This window comes from Sodaliphilus pleomorphus (genome assembly GCF_009676955.1).
Taxonomy (GTDB): domain Bacteria; phylum Bacteroidota; class Bacteroidia; order Bacteroidales; family Muribaculaceae; genus Sodaliphilus; species Sodaliphilus pleomorphus.
The window spans coordinates 1,606,900-1,630,311 of the sequence record NZ_CP045696.1; the positions used below are offsets into that span (position 1 = coordinate 1,606,900).

A 23,412-nucleotide genomic window follows, 5' to 3' on the forward strand; every position below is an offset into this window, starting at 1 on the left:
CAATATAGTACAAAAACATATCACACAATCAATGGAAGATAAAAAATTCAAGCGCACGCTGGTGACCGCGGCCCTGCCCTATGCCAACGGCCCGGTGCACATCGGCCACCTGGCCGGCGTCTATGTGCCGGCCGACATCTATGTGCGCTACCTGCGCCTCAAGGGCGAGGACGTGAAGTTCATAGGCGGCAGCGACGAGCACGGCGTGCCCATCACCATCAAGGCCAAGAAAGAAGGTGTGACGCCGCAAGACATATGCGACCGCTACCACAATATCATCAAGAAGTCGTTTGAGGGTCTGGGCATCTCGTTCGACATCTACTCGCGCACGACCTCCAAGATACACGAGCGCACGGCCAGCGAGTTTTTCAAAACGCTCTACGACAAGGGCGAGTTTATCGAGAAAACGAGCAAGCAGCTCTACGACGAGCAGGCCCACCAGTTTCTGGCCGACCGCTACGTGACGGGCACCTGCCCCCACTGCGGCTATGAGCACGCCTATGGCGACCAGTGCGAGTCGTGCGGCACGAGCCTCAACGCCACCGACCTGATCAACCCCCGCAGCGCCATCACAGGCAACGTGCCAGTGCTCAAGGAGACCACCCACTGGTACATGCCGCTCGACAAGTGGGAGCCCGCACTGCGCAAGTGGATACTCGAGGACCACAAGGAGTGGAAACCCAACGTGTACGGCCAGTGCAAGTCGTGGCTCGACGAGCACCTGCAGCCCCGTGCCGTGACCCGCGACCTGGACTGGGGCATCCCCGTGCCCATCGAGGGCGTGACGGGCAAGGTGCTCTACGTGTGGTTTGACGCCCCCATAGGCTACATCAGCAACACCAAGGAGCTGCTGCCCAACGACTGGCAGAAGTACTGGAAGAGCAAGGACTCGCGCATCATCCACTTCATAGGCAAGGACAACATCGTGTTCCACTGCATCATCTTCCCCGCCATGCTCATGGCCGAAGGCTCCTACCAGCTGCCCGAAAACGTGCCGGCCAACGAGTTTCTCAACCTCGAGGGCGAGAAAATATCGACCAGCCGCAACTGGGCAATATGGCTCAACGAGTATCTCGAGGAGTTTCCCGGCAAGCAAGACGTGCTGCGCTACGTGCTCACGGCCAACGCCCCCGAAACCAAAGACAACGACTTCACCTGGAAAGACTTCCAGCAGCGCAACAACAGCGAGCTGGTGGCCATATACGGCAACTTTGTGAACCGCGCCCTGGTGCTCACCAAGAAATACTTCGACAGCGTGGTGCCCGCCGCCCACGAGCTCACCGACTACGACCGTCACACCATCGAGGAGTTTAAGAACGTGAAGGAGACACTGGGCGACAACATCGAGCACTTCCACTTCCGCGAGGCCCTGAAAGACGCCATGAACCTGGCCCGCATAGGCAACAAGTACCTGGCCGACACCGAGCCTTGGAAACTGGCCAAGACCGACATGGCCCGTGTCGAGACCATCATGAACATCGCCCTGCAGGTGTGTGCCAACCTGGCCATCGCCTTCGAGCCCTTCCTGCCCTTCTCGAGCCAGAAGCTGCGCCACATGCTGGGCATGCCCGAAACCGACTGGAACGTGCTGGGCAGCGTCGACATCCTGCAGCCCGGCCACCAGGTGGCCCAGCAGCCCCAACTGCTCTTTGAGAAAATCGACGACGACGTGATCGACGCCCAGCTCAAGAAGCTCGAGCGCATAAAGCAGCAAAACATCATCGCCAACTTCACCCCGCGCGCCATCGCCGGTCCCTGCACCCCCGACGACTTCATGAAGCTCGACATCAGGGTGGGCACCGTGCTCGAGTGCAGCAAGGTGAAAAAGGCCGACAAGCTGCTGGCGTTTAAAATCGACGACGGCCTGGGCGGACGCACCATCGTGAGCGGCATCGCCAAGTACTACCAGCCGCAAGACCTGGTGGGCAAGCAAGTGTGCTTCATCGCCAACTTCCCGCCCCGCACCTTCAAGGGCATCCAAAGCCAGGGCATGATACTGAGCGCCGAGGACGCCGGCGGCCGCCTTGTGGTCATAGGCCCCACCGGCCCCGTCAAGCCCGGCGTGCAGGTGAAATAGTCCCCGCCGCCGCACATCCCATCAACCAGCCAGGCCCGGCCGCGCACCCCGCACGAGTGCAGCGGCTGGGCCTGGCTGCATCATGCAGGCGGCCGCCCATTATCGCCCCCCCTTGCCCAAAACAAATGCAGCCTGCTCCAGGTCGCCCCGGCAGGCTGCATCGCATGATACACTTTTTTTAAAAGAAATAGTTTTTCACCTCATCACCTTGGCAGTGCTGGTGGTGCCGTCGCTATGGGTGCGCACCACGATATTCACGCCCTGCATGGGATGGTCGCTGCACCGGCCTGTGAGGTCATAGTACTGAGTCTTAACTATATATTGAGCGAGCCGGTCGCGCTATAGGGCGTGCCGTCGAGCACAAAGCTCAGGCTGAAGGTCTTGGCAGCCAGGTCGACGGTCTCGTCGAGCTGAGTAACCGTGCCGTTGAAACTGCCGCTCGGCACCGTGGCACGGGCGCGCGCAGCCTTCACGGTGAAGCCGCGGCCCGAGGCCGTGACGCTGTAGTCGCCGCCGTCGGGGGTGAGGGTCACGGCCTTGTAGCTGGTGCCGCCCAGGGTCACGTTGTGGGCCACTGTGGCAGTGCTCCAGGTGTTGCCCAGCCCCACATTGGTGAAGCTGAAGCCGTAGTAGGGCTCACTCACGGCGTTGTAGGAGGCCAGCTTGTTGCTTATCGTGGAGTAGAAATACTGCGTCTGGGCCATGACGGCAAATGTGCCGTCGACCGTGAAGCGCAGCGTCATGCTCTGGGTCTCGGTGTCGACGTGGCCCGAGATGTTGGTGAGCACGTGGCCCCCGGCCCGGTCCGAGGCCAGGTAGAAGTCGTAGGAGTGATAGGTGGCATTCGACACCGTGAAGTCGTCGAGTTCAAAGTCGGTGGTGCCCGTCTCGCCGCTGAAGGTGAACTGCTTGACGTGGATTTCCAGGTCGTTGTCGCTCTTTTCCAGCTTGGCGCTCATCAGGGCCTGGCTGGTGCTCACCAGCGAGTCGCCCTTGGCAATGATGGCATGGATATCGGTGTCGTCGATAGTGAGGTAATCGGCCGGATCCTCGTCGTCGCAGGCCGTGAAGACGGCCGCTGTGCACAGCAGCGCGAGTAGTAGAAGTGCTTTTTTCATCTTGTAGTCGTTATTATATTATATATATTATGTATCACATGTACGTTTGATTTTGCTAAAGTAAGAAAAAAAGTTGAATCGCAGGCAAAGTGGCTTGCATTTTACCCGCCCGCACGGCCGCTGGCTTACTCAATGGTTTCCTTAATGACGAAAAAGTGTGAAAATTGATGCCAATAGCAGCGCCGATTGCACATATTTTACTAACTTTACCCATTGCAAAACGCAAAACACAACTTCATCATGAACAACGAACTGAGCATATACTGCACCAATACCAAAGAATATATCCCCGTCTCGGGCGGCGACACGCTGCAAGAGGTGTATGACACCATCAAGCACCGCCTGGGCTTCGAGCCAATATGCGCCCGCGTCAACAACCGCACCGAGGACCTGCGCTTTCCCATCTACAACAACCGCCAGGTCGAGTTTCTCGACATGCAGTCGGCCAGCGGGCAGCGCGTCTACACCCGCTCGCTGTGCATGATACTCTACAAGGCCATCGCCGACTTGTATCCCGGCAAGCGGCTCATCATCGAGCACACCGTGAGCGGCGGCATGTACTGCAACTTCAAGCACGAGCACACGCCCATAGGTGCCGACACCGTCAAAGCCCTCAAGAAGCGCATGCACGAGATCGTTGAGGCCAACCTCACCTTCAAGCGCCAGGAGCGCCTCACCAGCGACGTGGTAGAGATGTTCAAGAAGCAAGGGCTGCACGACAAGGTGCGGCTGCTCACCGGCTCCAAAGACCTCTACACCGTGTACTACAAGCTCGACAACGTGATCGACAGCTACTATGGCCCGCTGGCACCGAGCACGGGCTACATCAAGACCTTCGACCTGGTGCCCTACAACCGCGGCATGCTGCTGCTGGGCATTGACAAGGCCCATCCCGAGCAGCCAGCCAAGATGGTCGACCAGAAGAAACTGTTCAAGGCCTTTGAAGACTACGAGGCCTTCAACTGCGTGATCAACGTGGCCGACGTGGGCGAGCTCAACGAGGCCATACGCACCAAGCAGGCCGGCAACCTCATCAACGTGGCCGAGGCCCTGCACGCCAAGATGTTCTCAAAGATTGCCGACGACATCGCCCGCCGCTTCAAGAAGGGCGGCGCACGCGTGGTGCTCATCGCCGGACCCTCGTCGAGCGGCAAGACCACCTCGTCAAAGCGACTGGCCATCCAGTTGATCACCAATTATATCAAGCCCAAAGTCATCAGCCTCGACAACTACTTTGTCGACCGCTCGCGCACGCCTCGCGACGAGAGCGGCGACTACGACTACGAGAGTCTCTATGCGCTCGACCTCGACCAGTTCAACCAGGATATCACCGACCTCATCGCCGGCAAAGAGGTGAAAATGCCCACCTACAACTTTGAGACCGGCCACCGCGAGTACCGCGAGGGCAACGTGATGAAGCTCGAGAAAGACAACATCCTGCTCATGGAGGGCATACACGGCCTCAACCCCGAGCTCACCAAGCTCATCCCCGAGGAGCAGAAATTCCGCGTCTACGTCTCGGCCCTGACCACACTCAACATCGACGACCACAACTGGATACCCACCACCGACAACCGCCTGCTGCGCCGCATCGTGCGCGACTACAAGTACCGCGGCGCCAGCGCCCAGGACACCATAGCCCGCTGGCCCAGCGTGCGCCGCGGCGAGGAGAAGTGGATATTCCCCTTCCAGGAGAATGCCGACGCCATGTTCAACTCCTCGCTGCTCTTTGAGCTGGCCGTGATGAAGAACTATGCCGAGCCCATCTTGCGCCAGGTGCCGGTCAACGTGCCCGAGTATGACGAGGCCCACCGCCTGCTGCGCTTCTTGAGCTACTTTGAGCCGCTGGGCGAGAAAGACATCCCCACCACCAGCCTGCTGCGCGAGTTTCTGGGCGGCAGCAGCTTCCACTATTGATGCCTCCCCCGGCAGGCAATGCCCCCACACGAGGCCCACTGCGTCTACACAATTTCGCAACGGGTGTGCAACAACTTGCACACCCGTTGTGCTTGTGTGATATTTTAACCATTTTTTAAACTAAATTTAAAACCAGGTGTTGCTTCTTAATTATTTTTGCCTGAAAAATTAATAATCACAATGAGCGACAGAGAAAATATACAGCAGGTTGCCAGCAGGTTGCGCGGATTGCGCGACGCCCTCGAGCTCACCACCGCACAAGTGGCCGAAGCCACCGGCATCGACGAGCAGACCTACTTGAACTACGAGAGCGGGAATTTTGACATTCCCATCAGTTTTGTGCAAAACCTGGCCCAGCGCTACGGCGTGCAAGTGCCCGAACTCCTGTTTGGCAGCAGCCCCAAGATGCGGTCCTACTATGTGACCCGTGCTGGCACCGGCGCCCGCGTTGAGCGCTCGCGGGCCTACAGCTACGAGTCGCTGGCCGAGGGCTTTGCCGACCGCATCATGCACCCCTTCATGGTCACGATCGACCCAGCCAGCAACGACCAGGCACGGCCCAACACCCACGCCGGCCAGGAGTTCAACTATGTGGTGAGCGGCCGCGTAGAGCTGCACATAGGCAGCCGCGCTATTGCGATGAGTGCCGGCGACAGCATCACCTTCAACGCCCAGATGCCCCACTACATGCACGCCCTCGACGGCAAGCCGGCACAGTTCCTGGCCATCATCGCCCAGTGAGCGGCGCCGCCACACACACCCCCACATAAAAGCAAAACACACCCTGCCTGCCGAGCGAGCGCGCACACACACTACACACAGGGGAAAACAGCAACGACTAAATGACCAAGATTGATTATGATAGAGAAATTTTTAGACAAGATAGACTTTGATTCCTACGAGGACTTCATGCAGAATTTTCACATCAAGGTTCCCGAGAATTTCAACTTCGCCTACGACGTGGTCGACGAGTGGGCGCGCATCGAGCCCCACAAGAAAGCCCTGCTGTGGACCAACGACAAGGGCCTCGAGCACCAGTTCACCTTTGCCGACGTCAAGCACTACAGCGACCAGGCCGCCAGCTTCTTCCAGCAGCTGGGCATAGGGCACGGCGACATGGTGATGCTCATCATGAAACGCCGCTACCAGTGGTGGTGGGCCATCACCGCCCTGCACAAGCTGGGCGCAGTGGCCATACCGGCTACCCACCTGCTCACGCCCGGCGACATCGTGTATCGCTGCAACGCCGCCACCATCAAGGCCATTGTGGCCGTGGGCGACGACGTGGTCATCGACCACATCGTCGCGGCTCAGCCCCAGTGCCCGTCGGTCAAGGTGTACATCTCTACCGGCCCCAGCGTGCCGCAAGGCTGGTACGACTTCGACAAGGGCCTCGACGAGGCGCCCGCCTTCCACCGCCCCGAGCACGTCAACACCAACGACGACACCTCGCTCATGTACTTCACCAGCGGCACCAGCGGCGAGCCCAAGATGGTGGCCCACGACTTTCTCTACCCGCTGGGGCACATCATCACGGCCAAGTACTGGCACAACCTCGACGAGAACTCGCTGCACTTCACCCTGGCCGACACAGGCTGGGGCAAAGCCGTGTGGGGCAAGTACTACGGGCAGTGGATAGTGGGCTGCAACGTGTTTGTCTACGACTTCGACAAGTTCAAGCCCGTCGACGTGCTTGAGATGATACACCGCTATCACATCACCTCATTCTGCGCTCCGCCCACGGTGTACCGCTTCCTCATACGCGAGGACGTGAAGCGCTACGACTTGAGCTCGCTCAAGTATTGCACCAACGCCGGCGAGGCCCTCAACCCGTCGGTCTTCGACAAGTGGTACCAGCTCACGGGCATCAAGCTGCACGAGGCCTTCGGGCAGACCGAGACAACCGCCACCGTGGGCACCTACCCCTGGGTGGAGCCGCGGCCAGGATCGATGGGCAAGGCCAATCCGGGCTACGACATCGACTTGCTCACGCCCGACGGCCGCCGCGCCGAGGACGGCGAGCAGGGCGAGATCGTGATACACGTGCCCCAGGGCCACAAGCCGGTGGGCTTGTTCAAGTACTACTACCGCGACCCCGAGCTCACCCGCGAGCACTTCAACAACGGCATCTACCACACTGGCGACATCGCCTGGCGCGACGAGGACGGCTACTACTGGTTTGTGGGCCGCAAAGACGATGTGATCAAGTCGTCGGGCTACCGCATTGGCCCCTTCGAGGTCGAAAACGCGCTCATGAAGCACGAGGCCGTGGTGGAGTGTGCCGTGACCGGTGTCCCCGACGAGGTGCGCGGCATGGCCGTCAAGGCCACCATCGTGCTCTCCAAGGAGTGTGTGGCACGGTGGGTGGGGCAGCCCGGCGGCGTCGACTTCAACCACGAGTACCGCGGCAAGCAGGTGCCTGCCCTGGTCAAGGACATACAAGACTTTGTGAAGCACACTACCGCCCCCTACAAGTACCCGCGCGTCATTGAGTTTGTCGAGGAGCTGCCCAAGACCATAAGCGGCAAGATACGCCGTGTGGAAATACGCGAGCGCGACAAGGCCGCCAGCACGACAAAGTGAAAGAGCTACAAATTTAACTACCATCCTCAACACAAGCAGGCCGCCAGCACAACAATTGTGCTGGCGGCCATTTTCTTGTAGCGCGTCCGGCAACTCGGCCCAGTGAGCCCTCGGTACTGCGAGGGCGTGGTGCCAAATGCAACCGCCCCCCAAAAAAAATTGCAGCATCGTCACGACGCTGCAATTCCATAAATCTGTGATAAAAAAAAACTATTATTTGATTTGTTTGCTTGCTTCAATTCAATACAAGCCATGAGCGAGCTCCACACGACAGCCACAACTGTGTGACTATTGTGCACCTTGAAGACGAGTCTTCATCTTCTTCTCAAAAAGAAACAAAGCTGTCATTGGCTTCGAGTTATGCATAGCTTGCGCTGTCATTGCACATGCTCTCATGTGCTTGTTGAGTACAAAATTAGAAAATAAAAACGAAAAGATAAAGAATTGGCCATACAAAATAACCAAAAATAGTGTTCTCGAGCCGCATTTCAAGAGCTTCTTGGGCACACGCCTGCTTGTGCCAAGCCCTTCGCCTCATGTCGTGTTGGGGAAAAACCCTGCCCAGCCGAAAAAAAACATTTCATTTTGGCCATAAAAGTTCTAATTTTGAAAATTTTCTCGTAATTTTGAGGCAAACATCTTCTTATTAATAGGTATAAAGGTATTAACCATTTATTTATAACTGTATTCACATGCTACGTAAAATCAGAGTAATACTGGCAGCGGTGTTCTTCACGCTCATCACATTGCTGCTTCTCGACTTTACAGGAGCCACGCATCACTGGCTGGGATGGATGGCCAAGGTCCAGTTTCTGCCGGCCGTGCTGGCGCTCAATGCCGGTGTCATCATCGGGCTTGTCGTGCTCACGCTCATCTTCGGGCGCATCTACTGCTCGGTAATATGCCCGCTGGGCGTGTTTCAGGACATCGTGTCGTGGCTGCACGGGCGCAAGAAGAAAAACCGCTTCTTCTACAGCAAGGAAAAGAGATGGCTGCGCTACCCGCTGCTCGCCGTCTACATCGCAGGCTCGCTTGCCGGCCTGGGCACCATCGTGGCCCTGCTGGCCCCCTACGGCACCTATGGCCGCTTTGTCAACTCGCTGCTGCAGCCGCTCTACATGTGGGGCAACAACGCTATGGCCTGGGTGGCCGCCAAGGCCGACAGCTACATGTTCTACAGCGCCGATGTGTGGCTCAAGGGCGCGGCCCCCTTTATCGCAAGCACGGCAATCATCGTGGTTGTGGCCGTGCTGGCCTGGCGTGGCGGCCGCACCTGGTGCAACACGATATGCCCGGTGGGCACCGTGCTGAGCCTGCTGGCGCGCTTCTCGTGGTTCAAGGTGTATTTTGACCAGGACAAGTGCAAGAAGTGCTCGCTGTGCAGCAAGAATTGCAAATCGGCCTGCATCGACTTCAAGAACTACAAGGTCGACTACAGCCGCTGCGTGACCTGCGGCGTGTGTCTCGACCACTGCCACTTCGACGCCCTGCACTACGGCCACCCCAAGCGCAAGGCCAAGCCCGAAGCCAGCGGCAAGGCCGCGAGCCCGACACGCCGTGCCGTGCTGCTGGGAACAGCCCTGGTGGCTGCCGACGTGGCCATGGCCACAGCCAAGAAGAAGGTAGACGGCGGCCTGGCCGTGCTCGAGCCCAAGAAAGACCCCGGCCGCTCCACGCCGCTCACGCCTCCAGGCTCGATGAGTGCCAGCAACATGAGCCAGCACTGCGTGGGCTGCCAGCTGTGTGTGGCCCAGTGCCCCAACGGCGTGCTGCGCCCCTCGAGCGACCCCATGCACTTCATGCAGCCCGTCATGAGCTACGACCGCGGCGCCTGCCGCCCCGAGTGCACCCGCTGCTCGCAGGTGTGCCCGGCCGGCGCCATCAAGCCCATCACGGCCATCGAGAAGAGCTCTATCCAGATAGGGCACGCCGTGTGGCGCAAGAAATACTGCGTGGTGGTGACCGACCACGTGCAGTGCGGCAACTGCGCCCGCCACTGCCCGGCCGGCGCCATACAGATGGTGCCCATCGACCCGGCCGACGACCTGAGCGACCTCATCCCGGCCGTCAACGTCGAGAAATGCATAGGGTGCGGCATGTGCGAGTATGTGTGCCCGGCCAGGCCCAACTCGGCCATCTATGTCGAGGGGCACCCCGTGCATCGCATCATTTAGTACACTCCACACACTTGCCGCAACCGGCAATTTTCACACACTCACGCAAAAAAAAGAATTGGAACAATGGAAACCAACGACAACAATAAAAAGAGCAAAATATTCAGCCGCCGCACCTTTCTCAAGGGCCTGGGCCTCACGGGCGCAGCCACGGCTGTGCCCGCCATCGTGAGCTGCGCCTCGGGTGGTGACGACGACGGCGGCAACGAGCCCCCCAAGGGCAAAATGACCTACCGCACCAATCCCAAGACGGGCCAGAAGGTGTCGCTGCTGGGCTACGGCATGATGCGCCTGCCCACCCTCAACTCGCACCCTGGCGAGCGCCAGAGTGGCACCGGCATCATCGACCAGAAGATGGTGCAGCAAGAGGTGGACTATGCCATCGAGCACGGTGTGAACTACTTCGACACCTCGCCAGCCTACTGCCAGGGCAAGAGCGAGGCCGCCCTGGGCCAGGCCCTGTCCAAGCACAAGCGCAGCGACTACTATGTGGCCACCAAGATGAGCAACTTCCAGGACTTCGACTTCGACAACTCGGTGAAGATGTTTCACGACTCGCTCAAGTACCTCAAGGTCGACTACATCGACTACTACCTGCTCCACGCCGTGGGCATGGGCGCCAACGGCATGGCCAGCCTCATGGCCCGCTTCATCGACAACGGCCTGCTCGACTACCTGCTCAAGCAGCGCGACAAGGGCACCATCAAGAACCTGGGCTTCTCCTATCACGGCGACATCAAGGTCTTCGACTACCTGCTCTCGATGCACGACAAGTACCGCTGGGACTTTGTGCAAATCGAGCTCAACTACCTCGACTGGAACCACGCCCATGAGATCAACGAGGTCAACACCAATGCCTCCTATCTCTACGCCGAGCTCGAGAAGCGCCACATCCCGGCTGTGGTGATGGAACCCCTGCTGGGCGGCCGTCTGAGCAACCTGCCCGACAAAATCGTGGCCGAGCTCAAGCGCCGCGACCCCGAGCACTCGGTGGCCAGCTGGGCCTTCCGCTACGCCGGCTCCAAGCCCAATGTGCTCACCGCCCTGAGCGGCATGACCTATATGGAGCACCTGAAAGATAACCTGCTCACCTACTGCCCGCTCAAGCCCCTGAGCCAGGCCGAAATGACCTATCTCGAAGAGGACATCGCCAAGCAGATTGTGAACTACAAGACCGTGCCCTGCAACGACTGCAAGTATTGCATGCCCTGCCCCTACGGCGTCGACATCCCAGCCATCTTTGTGCACTACAACAAGTGCTTGAGCGCCAACCAGGTGCCCATGAGCAAGCAGACCGACACCTATGCCGCCGCCCGCCGCGCCTTCCTCATAGGCTACGACCGCAGCGTGCCCAAGCTGCGCCAGGCCGACCACTGCATAGGGTGCGGCCAGTGTGTGCCTCACTGCCCGCAACGCATCAAGATACCGCAAGAGCTGCACCGCATAGGCCGCTATGTAGAATCGCTAAAACAAAATCCAGCATGAGCAACACCCGCAACAATAACATCATCACCCGACGCTCGGCACTCAAGTTGCTGGGCCTCACCACCGCGGCCCTGGCTGCAGGCGGCACCTCGGCCATGCTCGAGAGCTGCACCGCCCACGGGCCAGGCAAGAAAAAAAACAACCGCATCGTGCTCTACTTCACCGGCACCGGCAACAGCCTCTATGTGGCCAAGTCACTGGCTGGCGACAACATCGTGAGCATCCCCGCTGCCCTGCGCGACAAGCGCTACAACTATGAGGCCGACGAGATAGGACTGGTCTATCCAAAATACGGCCCTGTACCCCAAATCGTGCAAGACTTCCTGGCCAAGGCCCGGCTCAAGTGCAACTATTTCTTTGCCCTCATCACCTATGGCCACAACCTCAAGCCCAAAGACCCGGCCAACTTGCTGAAGGTGCTCGAGGGCAAGGTCAAGGTCGACTACCTCAACGGCGTGCACATGGTCGACAACCGCCTCTACAAGTGCGACATGGCACAAAACATCAAGCAAAGCGGCAGCCTCAATGTCGACGCTGCCATTGCCGCCATTAAAAAAGACATCGACAAGAGTAAGCACTACATTGTGGAGCCGCCCACCCCCGAGCCGTCCAAGGGCAAAGACCAGGGCAAGAAGCCCCACGACAAGCCCGAGGCCACAGCCCAGACCATGTTTGAAATCACCGAGGCCTGCATCGGGTGCGGCATCTGCGTGCAAGTGTGCCCCCGAGGCGACTACAAGGTGGTCGACGACGTGGCCGTGGCCCAGGGACCCTGCGAGCGGTGCCTGGCCTGCGCACAAAACTGCCCCCAGCTGGCCATCACCCCCGTCGCGGGCGACGTCAACCCCAAGGCCCGCTACCGCAACCCCAACGTGTCGCTGCGCGAGATCGAGCGCAGCAACTGCCAGAGCCTCATCGTCTCGCCCATTTAGCCCCAGGCCCGGCAATCTCGACACATGCATCACAACAAAATGAGGAGATTTCGGCCCTGCCGTGATCTCCTTTTTTTCAATTTCCAATCTAAAGCACTTTTTTGTAACTTTGCACCTGCATGATACTCGAGAAAATATCGATATTGAACTACAAGAACATAGGCGACGTCGAGCTTCAATTCTCGCCCAAGGTGAACTGCCTCATCGGCAACAACGGCATGGGCAAGACCAACGTGCTCGACGCCATCTACTTCTTGAGCTTCTGCAAGAGCTGCACCAACCAGGCCGATTCCAGCGTGATCAACCACGAGGCCCAGTACATGATGCTCCAGGGCCAGTACACGCGGCGCGACGTGGCCGAGCACATCACCCTCTCGATGCAGCGCGGCAAGCGCAAGCGCGTGAAACGCGGCGACAAGGAGTACAAGCGCCTGAGCCAGCACATAGGGCTGCTGCCCCTGGTCATGGTCTCGCCACTCGACTGGGACCTGATACGCGGTGCCGGCGAGGAGCGCCGCCGCCTCATGAACCACATCATCTCGCAGGGCGATGCGGTGTATCTCGACGCCCTCATACGCTACACCAAGGCCCTCGAGCAGCGCAACGCCATGATCAAGAACGAGTATCGCGACCCGCTGCTCTATGAGACCGTCGAGGCACAGCTGTGCCAGGCAGCGGCCGTCATTCACAGCGCCCGCGAGCAGTGGATCGCGCAGTTTGGCCCCGTCTTCATGCGCTACTACCAGGCCATAGCCGGCGGCCGCGAGCAGGTAGAAATCATCTACAAGAGCCACCTTGCCCAGGCCACCATGCAGCAGGTGCTCGGTGCCAACCGCGAGCGCGACTACATCATGGGCTACACCACCGGCGGCGTGCACCGCGACGACATCGAGTTGCTGCTCGACGGCCACTCGATGCGCAAGACCGGCAGCCAGGGCCAGTGCAAGACCTACACCATCGCCCTGCGCCTGGCCCAATACGACTTCTTGAAGCACAACACCGGCATCACCCCCCTGCTGCTGCTCGACGACATCTTCGACAAGCTCGACGCCAGCCGCGTCGAGAGCATCATCGACGCCGTGAGCGACAAGCGCTTCGGGCAAATCTTCATCACCGACACCAACCGCACCCACCTCGACGAGATCATCAACCGCCTGAGCGACGACTACATGATGATCGCCGTCGACCACGGTGCCTGCAAGCCCATAGTGGAAGGAGGTGTCCAATCATGAAACGCGTAGAGGCCAAGAGCGTGGGCGAGATCATCAACGAGGTGCTGCGCCAAGAGCGCTTGAGCACCCGCCTCGACGAGCACCGCGCCATGGCCCTGTGGCCCGACGTGGTGGGCCCGGGCATCAACAAGTACACCGTGAGCCGCACAGTGAAAAATGGCGTCATGACCGTGGTCATCTCCAGCGCCCCGCTGCGACAGCAGCTCATGATGTCGCGCACCGCCCTCATCAAGCAGCTCAACGACTTCCTGGGCGGGGAGGTCATCACCGACATCGTCTTTAAATAGGCAACACACCTCATCACAGTCTCAATCATCACTAAATCTACATGGTCATGCAAGAAAAAGTCAACAACAAGAACAACAAAAACCGCATCGTGGTCAACACCCCCTTCCTGTGCACAACGCCGGTGCAGATACGCTACACCGACTACGACATGCAGGGACACATCAACAACTCGATCTATTTCAACTTCTTCGACACCGCCAAGATGGACTACTTCAAGAAAGTGCGCGGCAACAACATGCACTGGGAAGACGTGACCGTGGTCATTGCCAACATGAACATCGACTTCTACTCGCCCACACGCTACTTTGAGAACGTGGCCGTCGAGACCCAGACCATCCGCCTGGGCGACAAAAGCCTCACCCTGGTGCACCGCCTCGTCAACACCGACGATCACCAGGTCAAGTGCGTGTGCTCGACCGTGATGGTCTACCTCGACCCCAAGACCCAGCAGCCCGCCACCATACCGCAATACTGGCGCCAGGCCATACGCGACTACGAGGGCCACGACTTGTAGCGTTTTTCCCCCCCACTTCTTATTTCAACAACCTACATATTACTGATTGATGGGCACTTACCGCTTTTCAACAACATTTATCCACAACTTGTGAATAACTTGTAGAGAAGCCGGTGATAAGTTTTACACAATTTATGGCCCCTAAAACTTGACTTTTGAAAAACGCGGCGGCTTAATCAATGCCGGCGCTATCTCCAAAAAAGTTAGCATTTATTTAAAAACCCACAATCAACATGGTTTTCATCAGTTTTTAATAGGTCATAAGCCAAGAATTTATTAAATTTGCACGTTGTTAACAGCCTGTTGATAAGGTACAGAACTCCGTAAAAATCAGCAACAAAGCTTGTGCATAGCCTGTTTATATAAAGTTGCGGGAGTAAAACAACTTAAAAAGCAAGAAAATGGCCCAAAAGTTATCACCGCTATCAACAAGCCATATACACCAACATTATAGAATGAATTCTTTCTATAAAAAAATAAATAAAATTATAATTGATGATTGTTCACAACCCCGGCGAGCCAAGGGATGCCGCGGGAGGGGCAATGCAAGGCACACATAGAGCGAAATAAAAGATATAAAGAAGAGATATGGATTACAATTTTCACGCAATCGAACAGAAGTGGCAGCAATACTGGCGCGACCACCACACCTATCAAGTGGACATCGATGAGAGCAAACCCAAATACTACGTGCTCGACATGTTTCCCTACCCCAGCGGGGCCGGCTTGCATGTGGGCCACCCGCTGGGCTATATAGCCAGCGACATCTTTGCCCGCTACAAGCGACTGCAGGGCTACAACGTGCTTCACCCCATGGGCTATGATGCCTACGGGCTGCCGGCCGAGCAATATGCCATACAGACGGGGCAGCACCCCGAGGTGACCACGGTGAAAAACATCAACCGCTACCGCGAGCAGCTCGACAAGATAGGGTTCAGCTTCGACTGGAGCCGCGAGGTGCGCACCTGCGACCCCAAGTACTACAAGTGGACGCAGTGGGCCTTCCTCAAGATGTTTAAGAGCTACTACAACACCGCCCTCGACAAGGCCCGCCCCATCGAGGAGCTGGTGGCCCACTTTGAGCAGCACGGCAGCCAGGGCTGCAACGCGGCCACCAGTGCCGCCGGCGACGACGCCCAATTCACTGCCGAGCAGTGGCAGGCCTTCTCCAAGGTGAAGAAAGAGGAGGTGCTCATGAACTATCGCATCGCCTACCGCGGCAAGACCATGGTGAACTGGTGCCCCCAGCTGGGCACAGTGCTGGCCAACGACGAGGTGAGCGAGGGGGTGTCGCTGCGTGGCGGCTACCCTGTGGTGCAGAAGGTGATGAACCAGTGGTGCCTGCGCGTGTCGGCCTATGCCGGCCGCCTGCTGCGCGACCTCGACACGCTCGACTGGAGCGACTCGATCAAGGAGACCCAGCGCAACTGGATAGGCTACAGCGAGGGTGCCGAGATGAAATTTAAGGTGGCTGGCAGCGACGTGGAGATGACCATCTTCACCACGCGGGCCGACACGATATTTGGTGTCACCTTCATGGTGCTGGCTCCCGAGAGCGAGTATGTAGACCTGGTCACCACCCCCGGGCAGCGCCAGGCCGTGGACAGCTACATCGACGAGGTGAAGCACAAGACCGAGCGCGAGCGCTTGATCGACAAGAAGGTGAGCGGTGTGTTCAGCGGCTCCTATGCCGTCAACCCCGTCACGGGCGGCAACATACCCATCTACATCAGCGACTATGTGCTGGCAGGCTACGGCACCGGCGCCATCATGGCAGTGCCGGCCCACGACAGCCGCGACTATGCCTTTGCCCGCAAGTTCAACCTGCCCATCATCCCGCTCATCGAGGGTGCCGACGTGAGCAAGGAGAGCTTCGACGCCAAGGAGGGCATCATGATCAACTCGAGCAACGAGCGCCTGCAGCTCAACGGCCTGCAGGTGAAAGAGGCCATTGCCAAGACCAAGCAATATATAGCCCAGGCCGGCATAGGGCATGTGAAGGTGAACTACCGCCTGCGCGACGCCATCTTCAGCCGCCAGCGCTACTGGGGCGAGCCATTCCCCATCTACTACGACGAAGACGGCCAGCCGCAGCCCCTCGACGAGAGCGAGCTGCCGCTGCAGCTGCCCGAGGTCGACAAGTTCCTGCCCACCGAGGACGGCGAGCCCCCGCTGGGCCGCGCCAAGCACTGGGTGGCCAGCAACGGCCGTCCGCTCGAGCTCAACACCATGCCGGGCTTTGCCGGCTCGAGTGCCTACTACCTGCGCTACATGGACCCGCACAACGACCAGGCCCTGGTGGGCAAGCAGGCCGACGAGTACTGGCGCCAGGTCGACCTCTATGTGGGCGGCACCGAGCACGCCACCGGTCACCTCATCTACAGCCGCTTCTGGAACAAGTTTCTCTACGACTACGGCTATGTGTGCGAGCCCGAGCCCTTCAAGAAGCTCTTCAACCAGGGCATGATACAGGGCCGCTCCAACTTTGTGTACCGCATCAAGGACACCAACACCTTTGTGAGCTACAACCTCAAGGACCAGTACGACGTGACACCCATCCACGTCGATGTCAACATCGTGAGCAACGACGTGCTCGACCTCGACAAGTTCAAGGCCTGGCGCCCCGAGTTTGCCGACGCCCAGTTTATTCTCGAGAACGGGCGCTACCTGTGCGGCTGGGCCATCGAGAAGATGTCGAAGTCGATGTTCAACGTGGTCAACCCCGACGACATTGTAGACCGCTACGGAGCCGACACGCTGCGCCTCTACGAGATGTTTCTGGGTCCGGTCGAGGCCAGCAAGCCGTGGGACACCAACGGCATCGACGGCGTGAACCGCTTCTTGAAGAAGCTGTGGAACCTCGTCTTCGACGGCGACAAGCTGCGCCTCACCAGCGAGAAGCCCAGCGCCCAGGCCTTGAAGTCGCTGCACAAGCTCATCAAGAAGGTGACGACCGACATCGAGGTGCTGAGCTACAACACCAGCGTGGCCGCCTTCATGATATGCATCAACGAGCTCTACACCATGAAGTGCCGCAGCAAGGCCATCTACGACGACCTGGTGGTGGTGCTCTCGCCCTTTGCCCCCCACATGGGCGAGGAGTTGTGGCACGTGCTGGGTCACGAGGGCAGCGTGTGCGACGCCCGCTGGCCCAAGTGGAACGAGGAGTACCTCAAGGAGAGCCAGGTGAAATATACCGTGCTCTTCAACGGCAAGCCGCGCTACAACATCGAGGTGCCCACGGGCACCGGCAAGGATGAGGTGCAGCGCATAGCCCTGGCCAACCCGGGCGCCGAGAAGTGGGTGGCCGGCAAGACACCCAAAAAGGTGATTGTGGTGCCCGGAAAGATTGTGAACGTGGTGATATGACGGCAGGTTCTGTCATAAACTAAAAATAAAGAAAAACACGGAGGCAGTGGTGCTCAACCCCAAGGTGCGCCATCTTCCGTGTTCTTCATTTTATAAAGATAGAATATATAACACATTACAGCAATGAGAGAGATAGTATTTGCCACCAACAACGAGCACAAGCTCCAGGAGTTGCGCGAGATAGTGGGCCACAAGTTCAACATCTTGAGTCTGGCCCAGATAGGGTGCCACGACGACATCCCCGAGACGGCCTCAACCATCGAGGGCAATGCCGAGATGAAGGCCCGCTATGTGAAGCAGCACTACGGCTACGACTGCTTCAGCGACGACACCGGCCTCGAGATCGATGCCCTGGGCGGCGAGCCGGGGGTGTACAGCGCCCGCTATGCCGGCCCGGGTCACGACAGCGAGGCCAACATCGACAAGGTGCTCGCCAAGCTCCAGGGCGTGCCGCCCGAGCGGCGCACGGCCAGATTTCGCACGGCAGTGGCCCTGCTGCAAGGCCAGCAGCTGCACATCTTTGAGGGTAAGGTCGAGGGCCACATCCTCACCGAGCGGCACGGCACGGGCGGCTTTGGCTACGACAGCATCTTTGCTCCCGTCGAGGGCCGGGGCCTCACCTTTGCCCAAATGCAGCCGCAGGAGAAAAATGCAATAAGCCACCGCGGCCGTGCTGTGGCACGCCTGGTGCAATTCCTGGCCAGCCAGGAATAACTAATAAAATCGTTAAATAAAAACAGAAAAACGGTGACAAGATGATCGTGGCCGTGCCTGCAAGGTGACAAAAATTCTTTCCAATGTTTTGAGAATTGGAAAGAATTGGATAACTTTGTCATCGTCGACATAGATATGGAAAAGGCTCCTAAAGTAAGCAATGGCGAGGTGCTGAGGGCTATGATAAAGCAGGCTTCGTTGCCCGAAGCAGTGCGGTTGTTGGTGCAAGACATCAATGATCACTACGAATATTGGGATAAGGTGAAGTACAAGCCACTACCCCAGGGATTCACTCATGATGACTTGTGGCGGCTGGTTGTTGCCGACCGGAAAAGATCGGACATCATGGTATGGAAAAAATATCACATTCATTTTGCCTTGACCAGTGCCATGCAACTGCAATGCCACAAGTTTGACATGAATTTTGGAGGTTCGTGGGAGTCTTCTGCCCTGATACCCAGTAGTCACAGGGAACGTTACTTAGAGAGTTCGCTCATGGAGGAGGCCATCTCGTCGAGCCAGATGGAGGGAGCGGCAACAACACGAAAGGTGGCTAAGGAGATGCTGCGCAAGCGCACTGCCCCTAAGGACAAATCACAGCAAATGATAGTGAACAACTATCAAACGATTCAATTTATTGTTGCGCACAAAAACGAGCCGCTCACACAGGAGATGCTCCTCCGCGTGCATCGGTTAATGACCTACAAAACGCTGGAGCATGAAGAAGATGCTGGAAGATTTCGCAACAACAATGAGGTTGTGGTAGAGAATGCCATCACACACGATGTCGTGCACACGCCCCCTGCGTTTGAGGATTTACCGCAGTTTGTGGTTGAATTATGCAAGTTTTTCAATGATGAGCAGCCCACGCCATTCATTCATCCAATCATCAAGGGCATCATCATCCACTTCATGTTGGCCTATATGCATCCCTTTGTGGATGGCAATGGACGCACGTCGAGGGCTTTGTTCTACTGGTACATGCTCAAGCAAGGCTATTGGCTTACAGAGTATCTGTCTATATCAAGAATTATTTATCGTTCTAAGCGATTGTATGAGAAAGCCTTCCTCTATACCGAAACCGACAACATGGATATAGGCTACTTTGTCAGTTACAACCTGCGTGTGCTGGAGCTGGCCTTTCAAGACTTGCAGAGCTATTTGCAAAGAAAAATTGAAGAACGCAAGGTGGCCTCAACCTATCTCAACATTCCAAACGTCAACGAGCGTCAGGCCGAAATGATAAAGATATATGCCGACAATCCAAAAGACATGTACACGGTAAAAGATTTTCAGTCCCGTTTCATGGTCACGCCCACCACCATCAAGAGTGACCTTGACTATTTAGTAGATATTGGAATGATAAAGCCAGTGCCGTTGAACAAGGTAAAAAGAGGCTATGTAAAAGGCGACAAGTTTGATGAGGTTGTAAGTAAGCTGAAAAAGTGACAAAATTCTTTCCAATGTTTTGAAAATTGGAAAGAATTGGAAAGTTTTCACTATTGTAAAGGCCTGCAAGTTGCGTGGCCCTTTTCGGTGCCGCCGTTGCACTCATGAAACACATGAAAAATGGATGCGAAAAAAATAGGAGTTGTGCTATTTTAAAATTGTGCCCAATTCATTAACTTTGCATGTTGATAATACACCCGCACACATAGATAGATAGTATACGATGACAGACGTGAAACAGAAGATGAGAGAGATACTCGATGCCGAGAGCCGTGCCATAGCCCAAATACCAGTGACCGACGGTTATGCCCAAGCTGTAGAAATGATCGTGCAGTCGCACAACCGCGGCGGCAAGCTCGTGACATCGGGCATGGGCAAGTGCGGCCAGATTGCCGAGAACATTGCCACCACATTCTGCTCAACCGGCATTCCGGCCGTGTTTCTTCACCCCAGCGAGGCCCAGCATGGCGACTTGGGCATTCTGCAGCCCAACGACGTGATGCTCTTGCTCTCCAACTCGGGCAAGACCAACGAGATTGTGGCGCTGGTGACACTGGCCAAGAACCTGTATCCACAACTGCCTATCATCGTCATCACCGGCAACAAGGGCAGCGAGCTGGCACAGCACAGCGACGTGTGCCTGCACACGGGGGGCGCCCCCGAGGTGTGCCCGCTGGGCCTCACGCCCACCACATCGACCACCATGATGACAGTGATGGGCGATGTGCTGGTCGTCAACACCATGCTGGCCACAGGCTTCACCCGCGAGGAGTATGCCAAGCGGCACCACGGCGGCTACCTGGGGGTGAAGAGCCGCCAGGGGTGTGCAGCTGGCAGCAAGTAAAGAAAAAGAGTTTTTTCACAGACTATATATGCGCAAAATAATTGCAATAGGGGAATCGGTACTCGACACGGTTTTCAAGGGAAACACACCGGTAAAGGCCATGGTGGGCGGTCGCATCGCCAATGCCGCGGCCACGCTGGGTATGCTGCAGCTGCCAGTAACAATGTGCAGCGAGTGCGGCACCGACAGCGTGGGCGACATCATTGTCGACTTCTTGCAGCGCCACCAGGTTTCGACCCAGTCGGTCGACCGCTTTACCGACGGTGCCACCGCTCTGGCGGCTATCTTCAAGGGCGAGAACGGGCATGACGACAAGATAGTGAACTACGGCCGGTATCCGGTCGACCGCTTCGACGTGGTGTGGCCGCGCATCGACGAGAACGACATCGTGCTCTTCGGCTCGCTCTATGCCATCGACAGCCCGCAGCGCGAGCACCTGTTCGAGCTGGTGCAGTATGCCCGCGAGCGCAAGGCCCTCATCGTGTACCTGCCTGGGTTTCAGCACGGCATCAACTTCCGCATCACGAGGGTTATGACGGCCATACTCGAGAACCTCGAGATAAGCGACATCGTGATTGCCCACGAGCGCGACATCAACAACATCTTCCCGGGCGAGAGCGCCGCCGAGGCCTATCGCAACCACATTGAGTTTTACTGCCCCACCTATCTGCACATCAATCCCGACTTGAGCGTGACCATGTTTGCCGGCAAGCAGCGCCGCGAGTATGCCGCCGCCACCCCTGCCACAAGCAACCTGCTGGGCTGGCAGGCCGGTTTCACGGCCGGCATCATCTATGAGCTCATGTGCCGCGGGCTGCGCCGCGACCAGCTGCTCGAGCTCGAGCCCCAGGTGGCCGCCGCTGTGTTGGCCTCGGCCCAGGACTTTGCCGCCCAGTGCGCCTCGGCGCCCGACAATTGCCTCCCGCCCGGCTATGCCGCCTCGCGGGTGGCCGCCTACGCCTCGCGGGCCGACGAGCGCGAGAAAAACATGGCCAAGTGATGTAGCGACGATACTCATTTTTGTTTTTATAGAATATAAACATAATTCAGATAGCACGATGAAAAAGCTGTTGATTGAAGAATCCTTCCCCACGCTCAAAACCGACCTCACGGCTCTCACGGCCCAGGTCGGGAAAACTGGCGAGTTGCCCCCCTTGCAGGACCTCGACACGGCGACAGCCATCGACCTGCGCCTGTGGCACGTGAAGTACTTGATGCAGCACGAGCGGCAGCACGATGCCGCTATGGCCATCGATGCCATGGTCTTCGACGACAGCATTGCCGGCTTCCCGCTGCTGCACCATGCCTGGCTGTGGCTGGCCCGCATGTCGCTCTTCATCGACAGCAACGACTACATGCTGGCCCTGGGCAGCGCCGAGAATGCCCTCAACGTGCTGGTCGACGTCACGGCCAAGCGCAGCGAGGACTTTCTGGCCATCGTGGCCTCGCTGCTCTACAACCTGGCCTATGTGCACTACATGACCGACGACAACGCCCGCGCCGTGAAGGAGCTCACCAAGTGCCAGAAGCTCTTTGAGCGCCTGGTGAAACGCAACAACGCGCGCTTCTCGCCCATGCTGGTCTATGCCGTCGAGGCCTCGACCACCATCTTCAAGTCGCGCATCAAGCAGATGAACGTGTTTGCCCACTACCAGACCACCACCGAGCTCTACACCGCCATGCTGGCCGACAAAGACTCGCAGAAGGTGCGCATGGCCCTGGCCAACCTGGTCGACTCGCTGCGCCACGAGGGCGACCTCATGCTGCAGATGGGCAACGCCCGCAACGCGGTGAAATTCTACACCAAGGCCCTGCGCTACCAGAAGAAGATAAGCCCCGTGATGGGACACAAGGAGCTCACCCTGTCGATAGGCCTGGCCAAGGCCCTGCTGCGCCTGGTGAACCGCCGTGCCGCCGCCGAGCAGCTGCTCAACTCGCTGCTGCCCCTGGCCCAGCGCCTGCAGGCCGGCGACGAGATACTCGAGATAGAGCAACTGCTCAACAACCGCAACAAGAACAGCAACATCATGAGCATGCTCAAGGGCATGTCGTGATGCCAGCCGTCGAGATCATCCCAACCCCAACCGCATTATTATTATCGTTGTTATGAAAAAGAAAAGCATGCTCGACTTGCACCGCATCACGGCCGCCCAGTTCAAGCAAGCCCCCAAGATGCCTGTGGTGGTCGTGCTCGACGACGTGCGCAGCGAGATGAACGTGGGCAGCGTGTTTCGCACGGCCGACGCCTTTGTCGTCGAGCGCATCGCCCTGTGCGGCATCACGGCCGTGCCGCCCATGCCCGAGATACACAAGACCGCCCTGGGCGCCGAGTGCAGCGTCGAGTGGCAGCACTATGCCACCGCCCTCGAGGCCGTGCAGCAGCTGCGCAGCGAGGGCTACACGATATGCACCATCGAGCAGGTGCACGGCAGCGTGAGTCTTGAGCGCTACAACATGGAGCGCGGCCGCAAGTATGCCATCGTGTTGGGCAACGAGGTCAAGGGCGTGAGCCAGCAGGTGGTCGATGCCAGCGACTGCTGCATCGAGCTGCCCCAGCGCGGCACCAAGCACAGCCTCAACATTGCCAACACCGCCGCCATCGTGATGTGGCAATTTTTTGAGCACCTCATGCTGTAGATTGACGGGGATTTCAGCGGTTTACTCCTCCACTGCCTGTAGCTGTGCCGCCCGCTTTTTTGGGGGGGGCTTGGTATAC

General features: G+C 57.9%; 18 protein-coding genes. 17 read left to right on the plus strand and 1 reads right to left on the minus strand.

Annotated features, from left to right (window positions below; all coding sequences use genetic code 11):
- Positions 1-31 precede the first annotated feature (31 nt).
- Complete coding sequence (gene metG, locus GF423_RS06525) at positions 32-2,077, plus strand: methionine--tRNA ligase (protein ID WP_154327590.1); 2,046 nt, start codon at positions 32-34, stop codon at positions 2,075-2,077.
- Positions 2,078-2,391: 314 nt separating this feature from the next.
- On the opposite strand, the gene GF423_RS06530 is transcribed toward metG, so the two are convergent.
- Positions 2,392-3,195, minus strand: a complete 804-nt coding sequence (locus GF423_RS06530; protein ID WP_154327591.1) for a hypothetical protein — start codon at positions 3,193-3,195, stop codon at positions 2,392-2,394.
- Positions 3,196-3,435: 240 nt separating this feature from the next.
- Between GF423_RS06530 and GF423_RS06535 the strand changes: the two genes are divergently transcribed.
- The 16 genes from GF423_RS06535 to GF423_RS06610 all read left to right on the plus strand — a co-directional run bounded on the left by GF423_RS06535 (position 3,436) and on the right by GF423_RS06610 (position 23,333).
- The gene (locus GF423_RS06535) at positions 3,436-5,112 is read left to right on the plus strand and encodes a nucleoside kinase (RefSeq protein WP_154327592.1); all 1,677 of its coding nucleotides are present in this window, start codon (positions 3,436-3,438) and stop codon (positions 5,110-5,112) included.
- A 180-nt stretch (positions 5,113-5,292) separates the two neighbouring features.
- Entirely contained in the window at positions 5,293-5,853 is a 561-nt protein-coding gene (locus GF423_RS06540; protein ID WP_154327593.1) for a helix-turn-helix domain-containing protein, read from the plus strand.
- A gap of 117 nt (positions 5,854-5,970) precedes the next feature.
- Entirely contained in the window at positions 5,971-7,695 is a 1,725-nt protein-coding gene (locus GF423_RS06545) for an AMP-binding protein (RefSeq protein WP_154327594.1), read from the plus strand.
- Positions 7,696-8,387: 692 nt separating this feature from the next.
- The gene (locus GF423_RS06550) at positions 8,388-9,869 is read left to right on the plus strand and encodes a 4Fe-4S binding protein (RefSeq protein WP_154327595.1); all 1,482 of its coding nucleotides are present in this window, start codon (positions 8,388-8,390) and stop codon (positions 9,867-9,869) included.
- A gap of 66 nt (positions 9,870-9,935) precedes the next feature.
- Complete coding sequence (locus tag GF423_RS06555; protein WP_154327596.1) at positions 9,936-11,354, plus strand: aldo/keto reductase; 1,419 nt, start codon at positions 9,936-9,938, stop codon at positions 11,352-11,354.
- Entirely contained in the window at positions 11,351-12,286 is a 936-nt protein-coding gene (locus tag GF423_RS06560; RefSeq protein WP_154327597.1) for an EFR1 family ferrodoxin, read from the plus strand. The genes GF423_RS06555 and GF423_RS06560 overlap by 4 nt, the downstream gene beginning before the upstream one ends.
- A 119-nt stretch (positions 12,287-12,405) precedes the next feature.
- Positions 12,406-13,518, plus strand: coding sequence for a DNA replication/repair protein RecF (gene recF, locus GF423_RS06565; RefSeq protein WP_154327598.1), 1,113 nt, complete (start codon positions 12,406-12,408; stop codon positions 13,516-13,518).
- Positions 13,515-13,805: a DciA family protein gene (locus GF423_RS06570; RefSeq protein ID WP_154327599.1), complete on the plus strand. Its 291-nt coding sequence runs from the start codon at positions 13,515-13,517 to the stop codon at positions 13,803-13,805. The genes recF and GF423_RS06570 overlap by 4 nt, the downstream gene beginning before the upstream one ends.
- Positions 13,806-13,846: 41 nt before the next feature.
- The gene (locus GF423_RS06575) at positions 13,847-14,320 is read left to right on the plus strand and encodes an acyl-CoA thioesterase (RefSeq protein WP_154327600.1); all 474 of its coding nucleotides are present in this window, start codon (positions 13,847-13,849) and stop codon (positions 14,318-14,320) included.
- 588 nt (positions 14,321-14,908) lie between these two features.
- Positions 14,909-17,689 (plus strand): leucine--tRNA ligase, encoded by a 2,781-nt coding sequence (gene leuS / locus GF423_RS06580; protein ID WP_154327601.1) that lies wholly within the window; start codon positions 14,909-14,911, stop codon positions 17,687-17,689.
- Between the two features lie 123 nt (positions 17,690-17,812).
- A complete protein-coding gene (gene rdgB, locus GF423_RS06585) occupies positions 17,813-18,403 on the plus strand; it encodes an RdgB/HAM1 family non-canonical purine NTP pyrophosphatase (RefSeq protein ID WP_154327602.1) in 591 nt (196 codons plus the stop codon).
- A 135-nt stretch (positions 18,404-18,538) separates the two neighbouring features.
- Complete coding sequence (locus GF423_RS06590; RefSeq protein WP_154327603.1) at positions 18,539-19,852, plus strand: Fic family protein; 1,314 nt, start codon at positions 18,539-18,541, stop codon at positions 19,850-19,852.
- A gap of 244 nt (positions 19,853-20,096) precedes the next feature.
- Entirely contained in the window at positions 20,097-20,696 is a 600-nt protein-coding gene (locus GF423_RS06595) for an SIS domain-containing protein (protein ID WP_394367027.1), read from the plus strand.
- Positions 20,697-20,724: 28 nt separating this feature from the next.
- Positions 20,725-21,696 (plus strand): carbohydrate kinase family protein, encoded by a 972-nt coding sequence (locus GF423_RS06600; protein ID WP_154327604.1) that lies wholly within the window; start codon positions 20,725-20,727, stop codon positions 21,694-21,696.
- Positions 21,697-21,754: 58 nt separating this feature from the next.
- Positions 21,755-22,750 (plus strand): hypothetical protein, encoded by a 996-nt coding sequence (locus GF423_RS06605; protein ID WP_154327605.1) that lies wholly within the window; start codon positions 21,755-21,757, stop codon positions 22,748-22,750.
- A 52-nt stretch (positions 22,751-22,802) separates the two neighbouring features.
- Positions 22,803-23,333, plus strand: coding sequence for an RNA methyltransferase (locus GF423_RS06610; RefSeq protein ID WP_154327606.1), 531 nt, complete (start codon positions 22,803-22,805; stop codon positions 23,331-23,333).
- Positions 23,334-23,412: the final 79 nt, after the last annotated feature.

Coding starts and splice junctions, on each gene's coding strand:
- rdgB (WP_154327602.1), top strand. CDS start 17,813: ATGAGAGAGATAGTATTTGCCACCAACAACGAGCACAAGCTCCAGGAG.
- GF423_RS06545 (WP_154327594.1), top strand. CDS start 5,971: ATGATAGAGAAATTTTTAGACAAGATAGACTTTGATTCCTACGAGGAC.
- recF (WP_154327598.1), top strand. CDS start 12,406: ATGATACTCGAGAAAATATCGATATTGAACTACAAGAACATAGGCGAC.
- leuS (WP_154327601.1), top strand. CDS start 14,909: ATGGATTACAATTTTCACGCAATCGAACAGAAGTGGCAGCAATACTGG.
- GF423_RS06605 (WP_154327605.1), top strand. CDS start 21,755: ATGAAAAAGCTGTTGATTGAAGAATCCTTCCCCACGCTCAAAACCGAC.
- GF423_RS06550 (WP_154327595.1), top strand. CDS start 8,388: ATGCTACGTAAAATCAGAGTAATACTGGCAGCGGTGTTCTTCACGCTC.
- GF423_RS06590 (WP_154327603.1), top strand. CDS start 18,539: ATGGAAAAGGCTCCTAAAGTAAGCAATGGCGAGGTGCTGAGGGCTATG.
- GF423_RS06595 (WP_394367027.1), top strand. CDS start 20,097: ATGAGAGAGATACTCGATGCCGAGAGCCGTGCCATAGCCCAAATACCA.
- GF423_RS06530 (WP_154327591.1), bottom strand. CDS start 3,195: ATGAAAAAAGCACTTCTACTACTCGCGCTGCTGTGCACAGCGGCCGTC.
- metG (WP_154327590.1), top strand. CDS start 32: ATGGAAGATAAAAAATTCAAGCGCACGCTGGTGACCGCGGCCCTGCCC.
- GF423_RS06600 (WP_154327604.1), top strand. CDS start 20,725: ATGCGCAAAATAATTGCAATAGGGGAATCGGTACTCGACACGGTTTTC.
- GF423_RS06570 (WP_154327599.1), top strand. CDS start 13,515: ATGAAACGCGTAGAGGCCAAGAGCGTGGGCGAGATCATCAACGAGGTG.
- GF423_RS06540 (WP_154327593.1), top strand. CDS start 5,293: ATGAGCGACAGAGAAAATATACAGCAGGTTGCCAGCAGGTTGCGCGGA.
- GF423_RS06555 (WP_154327596.1), top strand. CDS start 9,936: ATGGAAACCAACGACAACAATAAAAAGAGCAAAATATTCAGCCGCCGC.
- GF423_RS06535 (WP_154327592.1), top strand. CDS start 3,436: ATGAACAACGAACTGAGCATATACTGCACCAATACCAAAGAATATATC.
- GF423_RS06610 (WP_154327606.1), top strand. CDS start 22,803: ATGAAAAAGAAAAGCATGCTCGACTTGCACCGCATCACGGCCGCCCAG.
- GF423_RS06575 (WP_154327600.1), top strand. CDS start 13,847: ATGGTCATGCAAGAAAAAGTCAACAACAAGAACAACAAAAACCGCATC.
- GF423_RS06560 (WP_154327597.1), top strand. CDS start 11,351: ATGAGCAACACCCGCAACAATAACATCATCACCCGACGCTCGGCACTC.